The following is an 18,886-nucleotide window of genomic DNA, read 5'->3' on the forward strand; positions in this document are numbered from 1 at the left end:
AGAGCTGCTTCCGCATCAATGCCTCCACTCGATTCGGAAGCCTTGAATCACAACTCTGCGCTGGCGGGAATCCTAATTGAGTACAGACCCTAGTCAGCAAGGATTTTTTTCTTCCTTGCTTCCTCCAACTTAAAATCAACCTGCTTTGTCGCGTTTTCCGCCTCTGTGATGGTAATATGAGGCTTAAGCTTATTGAGAAGCAGGGCACGGCTATCGACCGGTTGTGACGGGTTATCTCTAGCAATCATCAAAGCTGTCGAAATTCGTTCGAGAGATTTCACGTCTCGATCCCCAACCCACTCAACTACAAAATCGATCTGTTTCTTATTCTTTCTAATTCTTTCTTGATGTTTTTCAAGGAAGCGTTTTCCCCATATTTCTGTTACCTCAAAAGAAGGCCCATATCGATCCTGCAAAACAACAAGAGAAATTAAATTAGCGTTACGCACTATCGCCAGTTCGCTATGAAGATCGAAAGAATAAGGTCCGTGCTTATACAGAATGAATTCATAATCGAGATCATCCACACCAAAATTTCTCAAGATGAAGGCCGTTTTTTGGATATGGGTTTCCCCACACCAGCTACCTCTCGACTTTAGTCGATTTGTTAGCTCTAGTATGATCGATACCCTGTCATCTTGGCCATTGTGCTTCATAGCAGTTCCGTCTGTTTGACTAAATCTAGAGCTTCAGCGCGAGTTTCATCGCGCCACTTTAAGGCATCCCGCAAGATTGATTTACAACAAAAGAGAGAATCCACCTCGATAGAGGGAAGCCCAATAAGGACTGGTGACACTTTCAACGAGGACTGAATGGAATTATCATACATCTTTACAGGAAAATCGGGGGCGGCTGCCTTGGGCGGTATGTAGTCATGTCTAATTAAATTTGAATCAAACTTATTTTTGGCAAGATCATATAGTTTTTCACCTGGGCGAAGAACCCCGCCTATCTTGTCGCCAGGGCTAGTTGCATAAAAAAGTCGAAAATGCTCCCGCTTCTCAATCCTGCAGGCATGTAGGTGAGATGGGTTCGACGCATCGATCGAAGCTTTTCGAATCGCTGAAATTACCTCAGCATCGCACATTGCAAGGTGATCCTCCAAGGCGGTGGAAAAAAGGCCGCCTTCCAACCAGGAGTTTAGAAAATCAATCAGATGAAGATCATAAACTCGCCGAATTGGATGGAGATAGACCTGCTTATACATAAAATGCCGCGCGAGCATTAGCGCTTCCGACGATTCCAGGCCTCCGTTTTCCAGTCCTAGGGCTGGCTCGTCTGACCCTTGATCTTGTCTCGGCAATATTCTTAGCGTGTTAATAAGTCTATTGTGGTCAAAATTGCCGTACTTTACCCCTGCATGATAGGAATCTCTAAGGAGATAATCTATCCGGTCAGCCCCAAAAGCGTCGCCGATGATAATTTCTGATATAGTATAGTTTCCCAGGTTGAGAAGGATAAGTCTTTGGCCTTCTTTGGGCCGACTGCCAACCTAACGATATCGTCGGCACGGAGGGGAGGGGTCATTCTTTCCCAAATGGCTTGCATCTCAGCAGACCTAATCAATGAAACAGTTATCTGCTCATGGTCAAAGCCCTTTGGTAGAAGTTTGTGTTCTGCCGCATGTGAAAAAGGGAGATGACCTACATCATGACAGAGCGCTGCCATGCGCAGAACAGACCGCCAATAGCGAAGAGCATCCGTGTCGGGCACGATGTCTCTCACTACGGAATGAACAATGTTTTCAGAACTTGTCACAATATCGAATATTCTTGACGCCAAATCCATGACGCCGAGCGAATGCTCGAATCGGCGATGGGTAGCTCCCGGGTAAACCAAATATGTAAGAGCGAGCTGATGAATGTTGCGCAGGCGTTGGAATGGCCGTGAATCTATGACGCTCCGCTCATCTGTGCGAACGCTGATAAAAGTATGAATAGGATCGCGAAACTCGTGGTGATGTTTCATTGTTTGCCGACGCGGATGTGCGAGAGAATCGCACAAGTTCGTATGATAGCCGCGTTCATGGTTTGTTTCACTAAGCAAATCAAGATGGTGAAAAAACCGTTCTAAACTGTTGCTGAAACGCAACCATGCGGGTCACACCGCCGCGACAAACCCATCCAGCACGCGTTTTTGGCCGGCCTTGTCGAAGTCGATGGTCAGCTTGTTGCCTTCGATGGCCGAGATGTTGCCGTTGCCGAATTTTTGGTGGAAGACGCGGTCGCCGACGCTGAAGGCGGACGGCGTGTCGGCGACGGATTTGGCGACCAGTTCGCCGTCGATGGTACGGCCTTTGACGCTAGTGCGGCCGGCGCCATAGCCGGAGTCGGTTTCGCCATAGCCGATGCGCTCGACCTGGTGGCCGGAACGCGAGCCCCAGTTGCGGTCGGTCGCCTCGGTGCGGTTCTTTTGTGCGCGCTGCCAGCCCGGCGTCGCATAGGTGTTGGAGAAGGCGCCGGATTTTTCTGCGCCGACATTGTCGAAACGCGAGGCGCCATAGGGGTTCTGCCTTCCTGCTCCTTGGCCGCCACGGCCCGATGCGAACGAGCCGCCGCCATAGGGATTGCCGTAACCGCCGTAGCTGTTGCCGCCCTCGGCGACCTCGACATGGGCTTCCGGCAGTTCATCGAGGAAGCGCGATGGGATCGTCGACTGCCACAGGCCGTGGATGCGGCGGTTGGAGACGAACCACAAATGCAGGTTCTTCTTGGCGCGGGTCAGGCCGACATAGGCCAGGCGGCGCTCTTCCTCGAGCCCCGAGCGGCCGCCCTCGTCGAGCGCGCGCTGGTGCGGGAACAGGCCTTCCTCCCAGCCAGGCAGAAAAACGGTCTCGAATTCGAGGCCCTTGGCCGAATGCAGCGTCATGATGTTGACGGCATCGAGTTCGGCGTTCTGCTCGGCGTCCATCACCAGTGCTACATGTTCGAGGAAGGAGCGCAGCGACTCATACTCCTCCATGGAGCGGATCAGCTCTTTCAGGTTTTCCAGCCGGCCGGGAGCTTCCACCGAGCGGTCGTTCTTCCACATGTCGGTGTAGCCGCTCTCCTCGAGGATGGTCTCGGCCAACTCGGTGTGCGGCGTGGTCTCCAGTGCTTTCTGCCAGCGCTCGAAATTGGCTGATACCTCGCGCAGTGCGGCGCGCGGCTTCGGCTTCAGCTCGTCGCTCTCGGCAAGTTTGGAGGCGGCCTCCAGCATTGGGATGCGGAGCGCGCGCGCGGTGTCGTGGATCTGGCGGATGGTGGCTTCGCCAAGGCCGCGCTTCGGCACATTGACGATGCGCTCGAAGGCGAGGTCGTCTGCGCCTTGCGCGACGACGCGGAAGAAGGCCAGCGCATCGCGGATTTCGAGGCGCTCGTAGAAGCGCGGGCCACCGATGACGCGGTAGTTGAGGCCGAGCGTGACGAAACGATCCTCGAACTCGCGCATCTGGAAGGACGCGCGGACAAGAATGGCCATGTCGTTGAGATTGTGCTTCTGGCGCTGATAGGCTTCGATGGTCTCGCCGACTGCACGGGCCTCTTCCTCGGAATCCCAGGCGGCGTGGACATGCACCTTCTCGTCGTCCTCAGCGACCCTTTCGGTGAACAGCGTCTTGCCGAAGCGGCCTTCATTGTGGGCGATGAGGTGGGAGGCGGTGCCGAGGATGTGGGCGGTGGAGCGGTAGTTGCGCTCCAGCCGGATGATCGCAGCGCCGGGGAAATCCTTGTCGAAGCGCAGGATGTTGTCGACCTCGGCCCCGCGCCAGCCATAGATGGATTGATCGTCGTCACCGACGCAGCAGATATTTACGGTGGCCGGGCGCAGGTTTCCCTCCCCCTTGAGGGGAGGGTGGCCGGGCGAAGCCCGGCCGGGTGGGGTCCGTGCGGCAGTGCTCGACGCCAAGGTCTTTGATGATTGGGCGGTTCCTTCTGCGGCGACCCCCTCCGCCCGCTTCGCGGGCACCTCCCCCTCAAGGGGGGAGGATTGCGGCCGCTGCGCAAGCAGCCGCAGCCACATGTACTGCGCGGTGTTGGTGTCCTGGTACTCGTCGACGAGGATGTATTTGAAGCGCTTGTGGTATTCCTTAAGCACGTCCGGATTGGCGCGGAAGATGCGGATCGGGTGGCACAGAAGATCGCCGAAGTCGCAGGCGTTCAGCGTCTTCAGCCGCTCCTGATAGGCCTTGTAGAGCTCACGGCCCTTGCCGTTGGCGAAGGCGCGGGCATCGCCCTCGGGAATGTCGGCGGGACCAAGCCCCTTGTTCTTCCAGCCGTCGATCATCTGGGCGAATTGCTTGGCCGGCCAGCGCTTGTCGTCCAGCCCTTCGGCCTGGATGAGCTGCTTGATCAGTCGAACGACGTCGTCGGTGTCGAGAATGGTGAAATCGGATTTCAGTCCGGCAAGCTCGGCGTGTCTGCGAAGCAGCTTCACGCCAATCGAATGGAAGGTGCCGAGCCACGGCATGCCCTCGACATTGCCTTCACCGATCAGGATGCCGATGCGCTGCTTCATTTCGCGCGCGGCTTTGTTGGTGAAGGTGACGGCGAGGATCTGCGAGGGGAAGGCCTTGCCGGTGGCAAGGATGTGGGCGATGCGGGTGGTCAAGACGCGCGTCTTACCGGTGCCGGCGCCGGCCAGCACCAGAACCGGGCCCTCGGTGGTTTCCACCGCCAGGCGCTGCTCGGGGTTGAGGCCGTTCAGATAATCGGGCGCGTTGTTGTGGCCGCTGCGGGCAGCCATGGCGCGCGCAGCAATTCCCGACGGGGCCGAGGGCCGCGCGTTCGGTTCGTCAAAAAAAGGCATATCTTCCGAAAAGCCGGACATCTCCCCCGAATGTAGTGATTCGGCGGCGAAACGCCAGAAGTGTCTCCGTTTTGTTCTCTCTCCAGTCCGTAGACCCACAATCTGGATGAGTGCGCGACCCAAAACGTGAGCCTGCTGTGGGTCCACGCCTAAAACGAGGAGCTTGCTTGACAGAGGAGGCGGGCCGGAGAAAGTTGTGCCCGGGGCAGGAGCGCAATGCCGGGTTGCCCATTGACGCTGCGAAGCGCACCAGTCGAAGGAGTATCATCTTGGCTGTCGTCATCACCTCCCTCATCCTTCTTCTTATCGGCCTGGCGCTCGGCGGCGGCGGCATCTGGTTAGCTTCGCTGGGCGGCAGTTGGTATTATGTCATTGCCGGCATCGCCTTCCTCCTCGCCGGCTGGCTGCTCTACAGGCGCAAATCGATGGCGCTGTGGCTTTACGCGGCGATCGTCATCGGCACGCTCTGCTGGGCGGTCTGGGAAATCGGCTTCGACTGGTGGGAACTCGGTCCGCGCGGCGGCATCATCGTGCTTCTGGCGTTGTGGCTGCTGACGCCGTGGGCGCGGCGCGGGCTCACCGGCCCGGACGGTCGCGCGCCGCTGATACTCGCGGTGCTGGCATCGATCGGCGTTGCCGGCTATTCGATGACGACCGATCCAAAGGATATTGCCGGCCAACTCAACACCGACATGGTGACGCCGACGGCCGACCTCGGCGGCAATGTGCCAGCCGGCGAATGGCATTTTTACGGCCGCACCCAGTATGGCCAGCGCTATTCGCCGCTCGACCAGATCACTCCCGAAAACGTTGCCAATTTGCAGCCGGCCTGGACCTATCGCACCGGCGATGTGAAAGGGCCCGACGACATCGGTGAGACGACCTATCAGGTGACGCCGCTGAAGGTTGCCGACACGCTCTACATCTGCACGCCGCACAATTTCGCCATTGCCATAGATGCAGCGAGCGGCAAGGAGAAATGGCGCTTCGATCCCAAGGTCGGGTTGGACAAGGACCGCCAGCACCAGACGTGCCGCGGCGTGGCCTATTATGCCGATGCCAAAATCGCCGCCGGCCAGCCTTGTGCAGCACGCGTCTATCTGCCGACATCCGACGCCCGGCTGATCGCGCTCGACGCCGCGAGTGGCCAGGTCTGTCCCACATTCGCCGAGGGCGGCACGTTGAACCTGCTCGCCAACATGCCGTATCCGAAGCCGGGCTATTATTATTCGACTTCGGCGCCGCTGATCATCGCCAACAAGATCATCGTCGGCGGCGCGGTCAACGACAATTATTCAACGGAGGAGCCGTCCGGCGTCATCCGCGCCTTCGACGTCGACACCGGCGCCCTGATTTGGAACTGGGATTCCGGCAATCCGGACCAGACGACGCCACTGGCACCTGACCAGACCTATACCCACAACTCGCCCAACATGTGGTCGACGGCGAGCGCCGACGAGAAGCTCGGCTTGCTCTACGTGCCGCTCGGCAACAAGACGCCGGATCAGCTCGGCGCCGGGCGGAGCGCCAATGACGAGAAATTCTCCTCTTCGATCACTGCGCTCGATCTCAACACCGGCCAATTGCGTTGGGTGCGGCAGACCGTGCATCACGATCTCTGGGACATGGACGTGCCGGCGCAGCCGACGCTGGTCGACATCACCACGGCCAGCGGCGTGGTGCCGGCGCTAGTTGGGCCGACCAAACAGGGCGACCTCTATGTGCTCGACCGGCGCAGCGGCGAGCCGATCGTTCCGATCAGCGAAGTGCCGGCGCCGGGCGGCGCGATCGAGGGCGATCATACCTCGCCGACGCAGCCGGTCTCGGATCTGAGCTTCAATCCGAAACCGCTGACCGGCGCGGACATGTGGGGCATTACCATGTTCGACCAGCTGGCCTGCCGGATCGATTTCCTGAAACTGCGCTATGAGGGTCGCTACACGCCGCCGTCGCTGCAGGGCTCACTGGTCTATCCCGGGAATTTCGGCACATTCAACTGGGGCGGCGTGGCGGTCGATCCGGTCCGGCAAGTGATGTTCGGCATGCCGACATACCTGGCGTTCATCTCCAAGCTGGTGCCGCGCGCGGACGTGCCGCCGCCGGGCGATACCAAAGGCAGCGAACAGGGCCTCAACCGCAATGAAGGTGCGCCTTATGCAGTGATATTGAAGCCGTTTCTGTCGCCGCTCGGCATCCCCTGCCAGGCACCGCCCTGGGGCTATGTCGCGGGCGCCGATCTCAGGACCGGCAAGATCGTCTACAAGCATCGCAACGGCACCGTCTACGACATGACGCCGCTGCCGCTGCCGTTCAAGGTTGGCGTGCCGGGCATCGGTGGGCCGATGATCACCGCTGGCGGCGTCGCCTTCCTCGGTGCTGCGGTCGACGACTTCTTCCGCGCCTATGATCTGACGACTGGCAGGCAGCTTTGGCAGACCCGGCTGCCGGCCGGCGGGCAGTCGACGCCGATGACCTACACGGTCGCCGACGGACGCCAGTTCGTGGTCATCGTCGCCGGCGGCCATGGCTCGGTCGGCACCAAGGCGGGGGACTATGTGATGGCCTATACGCTGCCGAAGTAGAGAGTTCTTTCAGAGGCCGAGATGGCCTTTCAGGCTGGGCACCGAGTTGAGCACCTCATTGGTCAGCTCGGGGCCGGCGGCGGTTTCGGCCTGCTGGACCAGCGTCGTGCCGGCCTGGCGGATCTGCGCCATGCTAAGGCCGGACGCTTCGAGCGCCGCGACGCCGTTGACCAACGCGCCGGTCTTGGCGCCGAGAACACCGCCCAGCGCGCCCTGCAGCGATGACAGCAGGCCTCCACCGGAGGCCGCGCCGGGAGCCATGACATCATATTTCTGGGCCAGCCCATCGGCTCCCGGGATCTTGGCGAAGAAGCTGGACAGGGTCGTGCCTTCCGCCTCGTGCTCGAGCACCGAAAAAATGATGCCAACGACCTTTTCCGTCGTTGCCTGGTCGAGGCCGGCTTTCTGTGAGACGGCGTCGACGATATTCTGGACGTCCATGATTTCCCCTCAACCTCGGGTTTCAGTCACTGGTCTTCGAGCGGCCATCGGCAGGCTGACGTCGGTCGCTGCGGACCTTGACCATCGATCGCCTGGTGGCAGCGAAGGCGGCGAAACGCAGCGCCAGCACGGCGGCGGCAAGCACGAACACGCTTGCGAGGATCGGGGTGGGGAAGGTCATGAGTGTTTTCCTTCTTGTCAAAGCCGGCAAAGGCAGGCGAGGTCACCACCTGCAGCTTTCCCTTATATTGTGTCAGGATCGTCAAGATTTACCACCAATTACAAGAAAGTGATGACGGCCTGCGCGTTCGTGTCACGGCTTTCGTGCCGAATGGCCGCCATGGCCAATGCGAGCCAACCGGCGTTGTGAACACCGCATAGCCTCACTCATCCGTGACTGGACCACGCGGGCTTCTAGCCTATCTTGCGCGTGTTGCCGAAGCAGAGGAGAGCGCCATGACAAAACCGGTCCCTGCCAGCTCAGCCGTCACACGGCCTGCCATTACCCAGGCAATGATCGACGCCTATGACGAATACACGCATTTGACGCTCGACCGGCGGCGCTTCATGGAACAGCTGACCAGGCTTGCCGGATCAGGCGCGGCAGCCGCCGCAATCGCGCCGCTGCTGGCAGCGAATTCAGCCCGGGCGGCAATCATTGCCGAGGACGATTCACGCGTGACCGGCGAGGACATCAGCTACCCCGGCAGCGGTGGCGAGATGAAGGGCTATCTGGTCAAACCGGCCGGCCAGTCCGGCAAGCTCGGCACCGTCATCGTCGTGCATGAGAACAGAGGGCTCAACCCGCATATACGCGATGTGGCGCGACGCGTGGCGCTTGAAGGATTTGTGGCGCTGGCTCCTGACTTTCTGTCGCCGCTTGGCGGCACGCCGGCCGACGAAGACAAGGCGCGCGACCAATTTTCCAAGCTCGATCCGGCGCAGACCGTCGCCAATGCGGTCGCAACGGTCGCTTTCCTCAAGGGATACGAGGGTGGCAACGGCAAGGTCGGCGCGGTCGGCTTCTGCTGGGGCGGCGGTACAGTGAACACATTGGCTGCCAACGCGCCGGATCTGGCCGCCGCCGTCGCCTATTACGGCATGCAGCCGAAGGCCGAGGATGTGCCGAAGATCAAGGCGGCGCTGCTGCTGCACTATGCCGGACTCGACACCCGCATCAATGCCGGTATCGACGCCTTCAAGAAAGAACTCGATGCAGCCAAGGTCGAATACACGGTCTATGTTTATGAAGGTGCCAATCATGCCTTCAACAACGACACGTCAGCGGCCCGCTACGACAAGAACACGGCGGACCTCGCCTGGGGCCGGACGAGCACCTTCCTCAGAGAAAAGCTTGCCTGATCAGGCGTTTGCCGGTTTGTGGAAAGCGACGCCGGCCACCACCAGGGCGATGCCGAGGCAATCGGTGGAGCTGGGTATCTGGCGGAGCACAATGACGCCGATCAGCGTGGCGGTGACCGGCAGCAACGACAGCATCAGCGCGAAGCTCGATCGCGGCAGCCGCGACATGGCGAGCTGGTCGCAGATATAGGGGATGACCGACGAGCAGATGCCGACGCCGATGGCGGCGATGAGCAGCGGCGGCGCCGAGAAAGCCGGCAGCGCATCGGTGAAGCCGATCGGCAGCACGATGAGCAAGGCGACCGCCATGGCGGCACCCAGGCCGGCGATGCCGCCGCCGGCGCCGGCGCGGGCGACGCGGTGGCCAAGCACGATATAGCCAACGAACAGCGCGCCGTTGAGGAAGGCCCAGAACAGGCCGATCGGGTCGCTTGACCATTTGACGTCGATCAGCAGCAGGGTGCCGATGACCGCGACGGCGAGGGCGGCGAGATTGCGCGGGCTTCTGACGCCGACCAGCGCGACGCCGATGGTGCCGACGAATTCGATCGCCGCGACCAGCGAGATTGGCAAGCGGTCGAGCGCCAAGTAGAACGAGCAATTCATCACGCCGAGGCAGGCACCAAAGGCGACAAGCAGCAATCGTGTCGGCCGGTCGGCGCGGGCGAAGATCGTCCAGGGCCGGGTCAGCGGCGCAAAGACCAGGGCGGCCGTGACGATGCGCAGCCAGGCCATGCCGAGCACGCCGACATGCGGGAAAAGCAGCACGGCGAAAGCCGGCCCGAGATAATGGAACACGGCGCTGACGCCGAACCAGACATGCGGCGGCAGCGAGGTCGCCAGCTTGCCAAAGGCCGGGCCAGCAAGGGAAGGCATTGCTGCGGGGGCTTGCGTTCGATCTTCCATGCCATAATTATCGCAGGCGATCTTTCCGGTTTATATGGGTAATGATCGGCCAAGGAGGCGATTACTTTTCCGATGCCTAGGAGCTTTCGTTGAAACGCCTTCGAAACGAAAATGCCGACCTGGATGCGGCGGATCTGAAAATCCTGCGCCTGCTGGAAAAGGATGCGCGCACCAGCACCGCTGAACTGGCTCGCTCGGTCGGCCTGTCGGCGCCGAGCGTGGCCGAGCGCATCAAGCGGCTGCAGGAGAGCGGCGTGATCGGAGCCTATACGGTGCGGATCAACCCGGCGGCGCTCGGCATGAAGCTGTCGGCATGGCTGCGGATCAGGCCGGTGCCCGGGCAACTGGCTGTGGTGGCCGAGATCATCCGCGACTTGCCGGAAATCGCGCAATGCGACCGGGTGACCGGCGAGGACTGTTTCATCGCGCTGGCGCATGTCGGCTCGGTGGCCGAACTCGAAAGGGTGATCGACCGCATCATTCCGTTTGCGATGACCAACACCGCGATTATCCAGTCGTCACCGGTGGTGGCGCGTTCGCCGCTGGATGCGCTGAAGCGCTAGGCATGCCCGCGCTTCGAGCGCGCCTGTTTCAGGATGGCGCGCCAGCGGATCATGGCGAAGGGGATCGGCTCGTTGTTGTTGGCGATGTGAAAGATCTCGTTGTTGAGGTTCTTCAGCGAGCGCCAGAAATCATAGTCGCTGATGCGTGGATCAGCTGCCAGCCTGTCCGCCTCGACCTTGATGTCGGTTTTCATGCACGTTCCCCGAACCGCTTCCGCCCAGCCGCCCGTATCACAACTCGATAGGGACGGTTTTCAACCGCCGTGCTGAGTCGTTCAACGACTCAATTCGGCTTGTTCACGTTAAAACCTCGGTAAGGTTAACGGCGGCCGGGTCGCGGTTCAAGCCGGCTTGCGGGCTAGTGCCAATGGCTTATCAGGGCATAGTGGCTTTGGGGTAACGGTATAAATGAAAACAAGGGCTTAAAGCGGACGCCGAAAAAACCTCTTCAAACGCGGCGCGCCTTGATGCCGATGGAACGGCCGGCGCGCTCCGGCATCGGCAGCGCAGCATGAGCGGCGCGCATGGCCTCGATCTTGGTCAGCACGTCGGCCGGGAAGGGCGCCACTTTCGGCCCTGACATGTCGACATGCAGCGACAATGATTCGGAAGTGGCGGCGAGCCAGCCGTCGACATGGCGGATTTCTTGGTAGGCTCTCAGCCGCTTTTCGTCATGATCGAGGAGCTGGAACGAGACATTGACCTTGTGGTCGAGATGCAGCTCCCTGACATAGCAGACATGGACCTCGGCCGTGTAGATGGTCAACCGCCGCTGCTTCACATAATCCAGCCCCATCCCCATCGTTTCGAACGCTTCGTCGGAGCAGCGGTCGAACAGCACATTGTAATAGGCCATGTTGAGATGGCCGTTGTAGTCGATCCAGTCGTCCTCGATGCCCATGGCACGAGAGACGAAGGGGGTGGGGATGGACATCGAAAACTTCCTTCTCGCTGGACAGAGCGTGGTCGGTGAGACTACGCATCCATAAACGAATAACGAGAGTGGGCGCTGGTCCATTCGCGGAGGAATCGATGGCTCTGAGCGACCTCAATCCGGTCGAGCGCAACGAAGAAGGGATCGCCGCCGTGCTTGGCATCCTCAAGCAGCGGCTCGGCGAGCGGTTCCAGACCGGCGAGGCGATCCGCACCCAGCACGCGCATACCACCACGTACATTCCGACCCAGGCGCCGGATGGCGTGGCATTTCCGGGGACGACGGCGGAGGTGCAGGAGATTGTGACGGCCTGCGCCGCGCACCGCGTGCCGGTGATCGCCTTCGGCGTCGGTTCCTCGCTGGAAGGCCACACCAACGCGCCGGGTGGCGGCATCTCGTTGGACACGTCGCGGATGAACCGCATCCTCGCGGTCAACCCGCAGGATCTCGACTGCACCGTCGAGCCCGGCGTGACGCGCGAGGATCTCAACCGGCACCTGCGCGACACCGGCCTGTTCTTTCCGATCGATCCGGGCGCCAATGCGTCGCTCGGCGGCATGGCGGCGACGCGAGCGTCGGGCACCAATGCGGTGCGCTACGGCACGATGCGCGAGAATGTGTTGTCGCTGACGGCGGTGATGGCCGATGGTGAGACGGTGGCGACCGGCAAGCGCGCAAAAAAGAGTTCGGCCGGCTATGATTTGACGCGGCTCCTGATCGGCTCTGAAGGCACGCTCGGCATCATCACCCAGCTGACCCTGAAGCTGCAGGGCATTCCGCAGGCGATCTCCGGCGGCGTCTGTCCGTTTCCCAGCGTCGAAGCGGCCTGCAATGCGGTAATCGCGACGATCCAGATGGGCATTCCGGTGGCCCGCATCGAACTGGTCAATGCGCTGCAGATGCGGGCGATGAAAAGCTATTCGAAGCTCGACTATCCGGAGAGCCCATGCCTGTTCGTCGAATTTCATGGCAGCGACGCCGGCGTAGCCGAACAGGCCGAAACCTTCGGCGCCATCGCGAAGGAGTATGGCGGCGGCCCGTTCCTGTGGACCAGCGTCGCCGAGGAGCGGACAAAACTGTGGAAGGCCAGGCACGACGCCTATTGGTCGTCGCTGACGCTCAGGCCCGGCGCCAAGGGCCTGTCGACCGACGTCTGCGTGCCGATCTCGCGCTTTGCCGAATGCGTCACGCAAACCGAGGCCGATATTGCCGAAATGGGGCTGATCGCGCCGATCGTCGGTCATGCCGGCGACGGCAATTTCCATGTGCTGGTGCTGATGGACGCCGAGGATCCGAAGGAAATCGCGGCGACGGAAGAGTTTGTGGCGCGGCTGAACATGCGGGCGATCGGCATGGATGGAACCTGCACTGGCGAGCACGGCATCGGCCAAGGCAAGGTCGGCTTCCTGCGCCACGAACTTGGCCACGGCGTCGACATCATGCGCACGATCAAGCAGGCGCTCGATCCGCAAAACATCATGAACCCGGGAAAGATCTTGCCTGCCGACTAGTGGACGAAGATCGAAATGGTGCTCGGCTTGACCGCACCACCATTTGGACCGAGACTCCAAAGGACATGAGGTTTGAGGCAGGCGTCGCAGACGGAGGAATGGTGTCATGGCGATTTCACGCAAGGAAGAGGCTCGGGCGCTGAGCGCCGACGAACACGGTCTCGTCGAGAAGTCGCACCATCCGGCAGTGCAGGGCCTTGCCGACGCCGAGCTTGCCGGTCTGGTCAAGCTGTTGCGGGAGCGGCGCGATAAGGCGCAGGGCGAGGCGCATCGGCGCCGCCGCGAGATACGCGGCAAGGGTGCGCCAAAAGGAGCCGTCGCCTCGAAAGCCGACGGCGGCTCGCAGTTGAAACTCGAGGTTTTGGCGATGGCCATGCGGAGGCTTAATGGCGAGGCCGAACGCCGCCGCCAGTTGGGGGCGCGTGTTTCGCTGGTCGACAATGCACGCAAGGCGCTGTCCATGAAGCAAGGTGCGGCGGCAGACGGTCCCGAGTTCAACACGCGTACCGCGCACAAAGGCATGCGGGCGGTGGTGAACGAGAGGGCGCCGAACCTGGTTCGGCCGATGGAACTCGGCCGACAGCGCAAGGCGGCCAAAGTAGCGCAGGCAAAGCGCGACGCACGCTGAGTTTCCGCGCGCCGGAAGCCGGCCGGTTTGAGAAATTGCCACTTTATCGACACGCGGATGCGGGTAGAGTGCGGCTGATTTTCAATCAACCGTTTTGGAGCTGATGCTCGCACGCCTGTTCGTGATCTTCGGTGGCCTTTTCGTGCTGGTGCTGTGTGCGGCGCTGGTGGTGCCGTATTTTATCGACTGGACGGGCTATCGTGCCGATTTCGAGCGTGAGGCGAGCGCCATTCTAGGCCGCAAGGTAACCGTTCAGGGCGATGCGACGGCAAGGCTGCTGCCGTTTCCCTCGCTGACTTTCTCGAACGTCACCGTTGCCGGTGGCCCGGCCGGCCGGCCGGCAATGACCGTCGAGACCTTTTCGATGGATGCGGAACTGGCGCCCTTCCTGAGCGGCGAAGTGTTGATCTTCGACATGCGGCTGGTGCGGCCGAAGGCGACGATCGACATTGCCGCCGACGGCACGGTCGACTGGGCGATACGGCCATCATCGCCCTTCGATCCCGGCCAGATCTCGATCGAGAAGCTGACGGTGACGGACGGAGAGATCGCGCTGCGCCATGCCGCCGGCGGGCGCAGCCACCTCATGTCCGAGATCAACTCGACGCTCTCTGCTAAATCGTTGGCCGGACCTTGGCGGCTGGATGGGTCGCTGCGGCTCGACGGCCTGCGCAGCACCGTCATCGCGTCCACCGGCAGGGCTAGCGGCGATGGGCAGATGCGGCTCAGGCTCAAAGCCAATCCGGATGCTTATCCGCTGGTCATCGAGGCCGACGGCAATGCCGGTATCGTCGATGGCGCCGCGATCTATTCGGGTCAGTTCAAGGTCGCAAATTTCGATAGGAATGTCGCCGACAAGAGTTCGGCGCAGGTTGATGGCATGGGCGGCGAGACGATGAAGCCCGGCGCCGGCAAGCCGGACCCGGGGTTCAGGCTGAACGGCAAGTTCTCGCTCGACCACCGGAAACTTGGTGTCGACGAATTCCGCTTCGAGACCGGCCCGCTCGACAATCCCTACACCGCCGACGGCAACGCTGCCGTCGACCTTGGGCCGAACCCTCGCTTTTCGATCGAGGCCGATGGCGCTCAGGTGCAGTTCGATGAGGCCGTCGGCGCAGCGGCCGGCACTGGGTTGACGCTGTCGGCGCGTGTCGCGGCGCTGGAGCAGGCGCTGCTCGATTTGCCGAAGCCGACCATACCCGGCACCGTCGAGGTGAACCTGCCGGCGGTGGTGGCCGGCGACACGACGGTTCGCGACGTGCGCCTTTCAGCCGAGCCGGCCGCTGACGGCTGGTCGGTGAAGTCGCTGGCCGCGACGCTGCCTGGCCGCGCCAAGCTGGAAGCAAACGGTATGCTCAGCGTCGGAGATCATTTCGGCTTCACCGGTTCGCTGCTTCTGGCTGTGGCGCAGCCTTCGGGCTTTGCTGCCTGGCTGTCGAAGGATGTCGACGAAGCGATCCGCCGACTGCCGGCCGCCGGCTTCAAGGCCAAGGTCGAATTGAGCGACAATCGCCAGGCTTTCAGCGACCTTGAGCTCGTTCTTGGCAAGGCGAAATTTTCGGGCCGTATGGATTCCAGCCAGCCCGACGACGCCAGGCCGTCCGTGCTGATGCGGCTCGAAGGCGGCGAGCTCGATGTCGACGGGCTCGCTGCCTTCGCCTCCATCTTCATCAGCGACAAGGGCGCCAACCGTTTTTCCGACCGCGACCTCGATTTCCAGATCAAGGCCGGGCCGGTCAGTGCCGGCGGGCTGACCGCCGATACGGTCGATACGGCGCTCAGATTGCGCGACGGGCTGCTCGAAATCGACCGGCTTTCGCTCAGTGGGCTTGCCGGCGCCTCGATCAGCGCCACCGGCCGGATCAAGGATTTCCCGGTGAGCCCCACCGGCAAGCTCGACGCCTCCGTTGTCGCCGTCGACCTCAAGCCGTTGGTCGAGGTCGCGGCGCGGCACTATCCGGACAATGCGGTGCTGAAGGGATTGGCGCGGCGTGTGGCGGCCTATCCCGAGCTGTTCCAGGACGCGCGCGTCGATCTGGTGACGAGTGCCGCCGCCAATGGCGACGGCACGACGGGACTAGCATTGAGCGCGCAAGGCAAGGCAGGCGGTTCGGCGTTTTCGGCATCGCTGTCCGGCAAGGGGACGACCGATCGGCTGCTCGAAGCGCCCGTGTCGCTGACCTTCAACGCCAGGAATACCGACGCCACCGCGCTTCTGGCGCTTTACGGCCTGCCGGCGCTGCCGCTCGGCATGCTTGGCGAGGCGACCACCGACGTCGCGGCGAAAGGCACGCTCGGCGGCGGCATGGCGACGAGCTTCGACCTCACCGGCAACGACTTCAAAGCCGGTTTCTCTGGGACGGTCGCCGGCACGCCACAGGGACCCACCGCCAAGGGCAAGGTCAGCCTGGAAGCGGCCGACATCGAGCCGTGGTTGATGACGACAGGCGTCGGCCTGCCGGGCATGGGGACAGGCAAGTCGACGTGGATTGCGGCCGACGCCGACTTTGGCAACAGCCTTCTGGTGCTGTCCGGCGTCAGCGGCTCCATCAACGAAGCGGCGATTTCCGGTGACGTCAATGTCGACGTCAAGGACGGGCTGCCGCATCTTACCGGTGCGCTGGCGCTCGATGAGCTGGATTTCGACCCGATGGCGGTGATGCTGTTTGGCGACCAGGCTTTACTGGGTTCCGGCGGGGCTTGGCCAACCACCCCATTCAGCCAGAAGCCGAGCCTGCCGTTCACCGCCGAACTCGACCTGACCGCAGCATCGCTGGTCGCCGGCGCTTTTGCTACGGCCTATGACGCGGCGTTTTCGCTGAAGCTCGACCAGGAAGGTATCCGCGTGTCGGACCTCACGGCAAAGTTCTCCGGCGGTGCGCTTTCCGGTCTGTTCGAGCTGAAGAACAATGACGGCACCGGGCTTTTCTCCGGCCAGATGAAACTTGCCGGCGCCGATCTGGCCACCGTGCTGCCAGAGGCCGGCATCAGCGGTCGCGGTGACTTCTCGGCGACGCTCTCGACCAGCGGCAAATCGGCCGATGCGATGGTTGCGGCGCTGTCCGGTTCCGGCACGGCGGCGCTGAGGGGCTTGACCATTGCCGGCGTCAATCCGAACGCGTTTGGCGCTTTCATCGCCAAGGCCGACACGATCGGACGCGATATCGATGCGGCCAAGACCGCCGGCTTCGCGCCGCAGATCGCCGCAGACGGCAGTTTTCCGGGTGGGGATACCGACATCGCATTCACGATTGCCGGCGGTAGACTGAGAGCACCGCCGGTCAATCTTGAAAATCCGGCGGCGACGCTGTCCGCCGACATCACGGCGGACCTGAACGCCAGCACGGTCGTAGCCAGCGGTTCGATCACTTATCGGCCTGGCGACGAAGCGCTGGTCGGCTCCGATCCGACTGTCAATTTTAACGTCGCCGGGCCGTTCGGCGCCGCGAAGCGGGAATTCGACAGTGAGCCGCTGGCGCAGTTCCTGACCCAGCGTGCACTGGAAAAGGAGCAGCAGCGGGTCGAGGCCATGCAGGCGGCACTGCTTGAAAAACAGCGATTGCGGCGCGAGGCGCGTTACTACGCCGCCCTGCAGGCCGAGCGCGATAGAGCAGCCGAGGAATTGCGCAAGCAGCAGGAAGCGGCACGGCTGCAAGCCGAGGCAGATGCCAAGGCGAAGGCTGAAGCCGAGGCAAAGACCCAAGCCGAAGCGGAGGCGAGGGCTGAGGCCGAGGCGGACGCAAAGGCCAAAGCGGATGCCGAAGCGAGGGCCAAGGCGGCTCAAAGGGCCGCCGAAGAGGTGGTGAAGGCCGAAGAACAGCAACGCCGGAAGGCGGAAGAGGCGATGCGGATCGCTTCAGAAGAAAAGGCAAAGCTCGAGGCCGAACGCAGGGCCGCCGCGGCGCGAGCCCAGAAAACGGAGCGCGCGCCTCAGCCGCCGGCCAATGACAACCCGCAGCCAGCAGAATCCGCACCAAAGCCCAAGCTTGAACCTTCGTCGATCGACAATCTGCTGAAGTCGCTGGGCGGGGGGTAGATCTACCTGTAGCTACTAAGAGCCCATGCCGATAGGGTCGGGACGCTGACGCTGACCTTCGGTTCGGGATCATGATCTACAAAGAACCTTTTATCCCTTGCTTCGCCCATTCCAGGACGTAGAGCCTGAGCGCCGATGACAGGTTGGCATCGCGCGGCCGGGCCCCGTCAATTTCGGCGACGAGGGCGGCGAGCGTCAGTTTGCGAGCAGCGGCGATGGCGACGAGATCGTCGAAAAACGGTTTTTCGAGCGAATAGCTGGTGCGATGGCCGCGAATGGTCACCGAGCGTTTCTCGACCGGGCTCACCGGACCTGACTCATTCCATCTCAACCATCGGATTTATCCGGAAACCGTGGCGCAGTTTTCGGTCCGATGCTCGGGGAATCCGCATCGCCCGAGACTTCGCGGCGATGGCCGGCGACGAATTTTTCTGCCTTGTCGGCGATCAGACGCTCACGCTCCCGGTCGGCCTTGGAACGGCCGTGCAGCGTCCGGTTCTGTTCGGCCAGGCGCTCCTTTTCCGTCCGTGCCTTCTGCTTGCGGGCCTGGCGGAGATTGACGATATCGGCCATGTCGCGCGGCCCGTCGGATCACTTCTTGCGGAAGGCGTCGAGCGACACCACTTCGGCGCCCTTGGCGGCGGCGTCGGCCACGGCAGGCTTCTTTTCGGCCTCAGCGGTCTTCTTCTTCTCCGGCTTTTTCTCGGCGACAATGGCCAGCGGCTCGGAAGCCGGCTGGTCAGGCTGTTCGTCTGCCGAGGTCTCCGTCTTCACGTCGAATTCGAGTTCGAAATTGACGGACGGATCGTAAAAGCCGCGCACGGCCGAGAACGGGATTTCCAGCTTTTCCGGCACGTCGGAGAAGGACAGCCCGACCTCGAAGCCGGTGTCGGTCACCTTCAGGTCCCAATACTGGAACTGGATGACGATGGTCATCTGTTCGGGATAGCGCTCGCGCAAGCGCGAAGACACGCGCACGCCCGGGGCGCCGGTCAGGAACGTGATAAAGAAATGATGGTTGCCAGGGAGGCCGGTGCGCGCGACCTCGGCCAGGACCTTGCGCATCACGCCGCGCAACGCCTCCTGGGCCAGAATGTCGTAGCGGATATGGTCGTCGGCCATGTAGCTGTCGGGTTCC

At 61.9% G+C, this 18,886-nt stretch carries 18 protein-coding genes; 6 read left to right on the top strand and 12 right to left on the bottom strand.

The annotated features are described in order from the left end of the window. Positions 1 to 89 precede the first annotated feature (89 nt). Genes ABID19_RS11860 through ABID19_RS11875 form a run of 4 tightly spaced genes read right to left on the bottom strand, consistent with a single transcriptional unit; the run spans position 90 to position 4,806 of the window. A complete protein-coding gene (locus ABID19_RS11860; protein WP_354490682.1) occupies positions 90 to 656 on the bottom strand; it encodes a hypothetical protein in 567 nt (188 codons plus the stop codon). Then, positions 653 to 1,459, bottom strand: a complete 807-nt coding sequence (locus ABID19_RS11865; protein WP_354491579.1) for an HD domain-containing protein — start codon at positions 1,457 to 1,459, stop codon at positions 653 to 655. Before ABID19_RS11865 ends, ABID19_RS11860 begins: the two co-directional genes overlap by 4 nt. Next, positions 1,387 to 2,091 carry an HD domain-containing protein gene (locus ABID19_RS11870; RefSeq protein ID WP_354490684.1) on the bottom strand — a complete coding sequence of 235 codons (705 nt, stop codon included), beginning with the start codon at positions 2,089 to 2,091 and terminating at the stop codon, positions 1,387 to 1,389. The genes ABID19_RS11865 and ABID19_RS11870 overlap by 73 nt, the downstream gene beginning before the upstream one ends. A 9-nt stretch (positions 2,092 to 2,100) precedes the next feature. Continuing rightward, a complete protein-coding gene (locus ABID19_RS11875; protein WP_354490686.1) occupies positions 2,101 to 4,806 on the bottom strand; it encodes an ATP-dependent helicase in 2,706 nt (901 codons plus the stop codon). A gap of 248 nt (positions 4,807 to 5,054) precedes the next feature. Here ABID19_RS11875 and ABID19_RS11880 point away from each other — a divergent pair, with 248 nt between their 5' ends. Continuing rightward, positions 5,055 to 7,367, top strand: coding sequence for a glucose/quinate/shikimate family membrane-bound PQQ-dependent dehydrogenase (locus ABID19_RS11880; RefSeq protein WP_354490687.1), 2,313 nt, complete (start codon positions 5,055 to 5,057; stop codon positions 7,365 to 7,367). 9 nt (positions 7,368 to 7,376) lie between these two features. Here the strand turns inward: ABID19_RS11880 and ABID19_RS11885 are convergent, their stop codons facing one another. Beyond that, positions 7,377 to 7,808: a hypothetical protein gene (locus ABID19_RS11885; protein ID WP_354490689.1), complete on the bottom strand. Its 432-nt coding sequence runs from the start codon at positions 7,806 to 7,808 to the stop codon at positions 7,377 to 7,379. A 22-nt stretch (positions 7,809 to 7,830) separates the two neighbouring features. After that, a complete protein-coding gene (locus tag ABID19_RS11890) occupies positions 7,831 to 7,989 on the bottom strand; it encodes a hypothetical protein (RefSeq protein WP_354490691.1) in 159 nt (52 codons plus the stop codon). A gap of 275 nt (positions 7,990 to 8,264) precedes the next feature. On the opposite strand from ABID19_RS11890, the gene ABID19_RS11895 reads away from it, so the two are divergent. Next, positions 8,265 to 9,170, top strand: coding sequence for a dienelactone hydrolase family protein (locus ABID19_RS11895; RefSeq protein ID WP_354490693.1), 906 nt, complete (start codon positions 8,265 to 8,267; stop codon positions 9,168 to 9,170). Here the strand turns inward: ABID19_RS11895 and ABID19_RS11900 are convergent, their stop codons facing one another. Beyond that, positions 9,171 to 10,076, bottom strand: a complete 906-nt coding sequence (locus ABID19_RS11900; protein ID WP_354490695.1) for an EamA family transporter — start codon at positions 10,074 to 10,076, stop codon at positions 9,171 to 9,173. 89 nt (positions 10,077 to 10,165) lie between these two features. Here ABID19_RS11900 and ABID19_RS11905 point away from each other — a divergent pair, with 89 nt between their 5' ends. Then, complete coding sequence (locus tag ABID19_RS11905; RefSeq protein WP_354490697.1) at positions 10,166 to 10,639, top strand: Lrp/AsnC family transcriptional regulator; 474 nt, start codon at positions 10,166 to 10,168, stop codon at positions 10,637 to 10,639. Here ABID19_RS11905 and ABID19_RS11910 read toward each other — a convergent pair. Both ABID19_RS11910 and ABID19_RS11915 read right to left on the bottom strand, forming a co-directional pair. Continuing rightward, on the bottom strand, positions 10,636 to 10,833 hold the full coding sequence (locus ABID19_RS11910) for a hypothetical protein (protein WP_008876617.1): 198 nt from the start codon (positions 10,831 to 10,833) through the stop codon (positions 10,636 to 10,638). The two genes, ABID19_RS11905 and ABID19_RS11910, sit on opposite strands and share 4 nt — an antisense overlap. A gap of 254 nt (positions 10,834 to 11,087) precedes the next feature. Further along, on the bottom strand, positions 11,088 to 11,573 hold the full coding sequence (locus ABID19_RS11915; RefSeq protein WP_354490700.1) for a thioesterase family protein: 486 nt from the start codon (positions 11,571 to 11,573) through the stop codon (positions 11,088 to 11,090). A gap of 98 nt (positions 11,574 to 11,671) precedes the next feature. On the opposite strand from ABID19_RS11915, the gene ABID19_RS11920 reads away from it, so the two are divergent. The 3 genes from ABID19_RS11920 to ABID19_RS11930 all read left to right on the top strand — a co-directional run bounded on the left by ABID19_RS11920 (position 11,672) and on the right by ABID19_RS11930 (position 17,748). Next, entirely contained in the window at positions 11,672 to 13,084 is a 1,413-nt protein-coding gene (locus tag ABID19_RS11920; RefSeq protein WP_354490702.1) for an FAD-binding oxidoreductase, read from the top strand. Positions 13,085 to 13,190: 106 nt separating this feature from the next. Next, positions 13,191 to 13,712 carry a hypothetical protein gene (locus tag ABID19_RS11925; RefSeq protein WP_354490704.1) on the top strand — a complete coding sequence of 174 codons (522 nt, stop codon included), beginning with the start codon at positions 13,191 to 13,193 and terminating at the stop codon, positions 13,710 to 13,712. 103 nt (positions 13,713 to 13,815) lie between these two features. Beyond that, a complete protein-coding gene (locus tag ABID19_RS11930; protein WP_354490706.1) occupies positions 13,816 to 17,748 on the top strand; it encodes an AsmA family protein in 3,933 nt (1,310 codons plus the stop codon). A 76-nt stretch (positions 17,749 to 17,824) separates the two neighbouring features. On the opposite strand, the gene ABID19_RS11935 is transcribed toward ABID19_RS11930, so the two are convergent. From ABID19_RS11935 to ABID19_RS11945, 3 genes are read right to left on the bottom strand one after another with little or no spacing between them, the layout of a single operon-like run. Continuing rightward, positions 17,825 to 18,055 (bottom strand): ribbon-helix-helix domain-containing protein, encoded by a 231-nt coding sequence (locus tag ABID19_RS11935; RefSeq protein WP_352932268.1) that lies wholly within the window; start codon positions 18,053 to 18,055, stop codon positions 17,825 to 17,827. 20 nt (positions 18,056 to 18,075) lie between these two features. Then, on the bottom strand, positions 18,076 to 18,321 hold the full coding sequence (locus ABID19_RS11940) for a DUF4169 family protein (protein WP_354490708.1): 246 nt from the start codon (positions 18,319 to 18,321) through the stop codon (positions 18,076 to 18,078). Positions 18,322 to 18,339: 18 nt separating this feature from the next. Further along, positions 18,340 to 18,870 (bottom strand): SspB family protein, encoded by a 531-nt coding sequence (locus tag ABID19_RS11945; protein ID WP_354490710.1) that lies wholly within the window; start codon positions 18,868 to 18,870, stop codon positions 18,340 to 18,342. Positions 18,871 to 18,886 lie beyond the last annotated feature (16 nt).

The organism is Mesorhizobium robiniae, from assembly GCF_040545535.1.
GTDB classification, from domain to species: Bacteria; Pseudomonadota; Alphaproteobacteria; order Rhizobiales; family Rhizobiaceae; genus Mesorhizobium; species Mesorhizobium robiniae.

What these genes read in the sequence shown, in the direction of transcription:
- ABID19_RS11860 (WP_354490682.1), bottom strand. Translation starts at nt 656, where the DNA reads ATGAAGCACAATGGCCAAGATGACAGGGTATCGATCATACTAGAGCTA.
- ABID19_RS11875 (WP_354490686.1), bottom strand. Translation starts at nt 4,806, where the DNA reads ATGTCCGGCTTTTCGGAAGATATGCCTTTTTTTGACGAACCGAACGCG.
- ABID19_RS11885 (WP_354490689.1), bottom strand. Translation starts at nt 7,808, where the DNA reads ATGGACGTCCAGAATATCGTCGACGCCGTCTCACAGAAAGCCGGCCTC.
- ABID19_RS11890 (WP_354490691.1), bottom strand. Translation starts at nt 7,989, where the DNA reads ATGACCTTCCCCACCCCGATCCTCGCAAGCGTGTTCGTGCTTGCCGCC.
- ABID19_RS11895 (WP_354490693.1), top strand. Translation starts at nt 8,265, where the DNA reads ATGACAAAACCGGTCCCTGCCAGCTCAGCCGTCACACGGCCTGCCATT.
- ABID19_RS11900 (WP_354490695.1), bottom strand. Translation starts at nt 10,076, where the DNA reads ATGGAAGATCGAACGCAAGCCCCCGCAGCAATGCCTTCCCTTGCTGGC.
- ABID19_RS11910 (WP_008876617.1), bottom strand. Translation starts at nt 10,833, where the DNA reads ATGAAAACCGACATCAAGGTCGAGGCGGACAGGCTGGCAGCTGATCCA.
- ABID19_RS11915 (WP_354490700.1), bottom strand. Translation starts at nt 11,573, where the DNA reads ATGTCCATCCCCACCCCCTTCGTCTCTCGTGCCATGGGCATCGAGGAC.
- ABID19_RS11920 (WP_354490702.1), top strand. Translation starts at nt 11,672, where the DNA reads ATGGCTCTGAGCGACCTCAATCCGGTCGAGCGCAACGAAGAAGGGATC.
- ABID19_RS11925 (WP_354490704.1), top strand. Translation starts at nt 13,191, where the DNA reads ATGGCGATTTCACGCAAGGAAGAGGCTCGGGCGCTGAGCGCCGACGAA.
- ABID19_RS11930 (WP_354490706.1), top strand. Translation starts at nt 13,816, where the DNA reads ATGCTCGCACGCCTGTTCGTGATCTTCGGTGGCCTTTTCGTGCTGGTG.
- ABID19_RS11940 (WP_354490708.1), bottom strand. Translation starts at nt 18,321, where the DNA reads ATGGCCGATATCGTCAATCTCCGCCAGGCCCGCAAGCAGAAGGCACGG.
- ABID19_RS11945 (WP_354490710.1), bottom strand. Translation starts at nt 18,870, where the DNA reads ATGGCCGACGACCATATCCGCTACGACATTCTGGCCCAGGAGGCGTTG.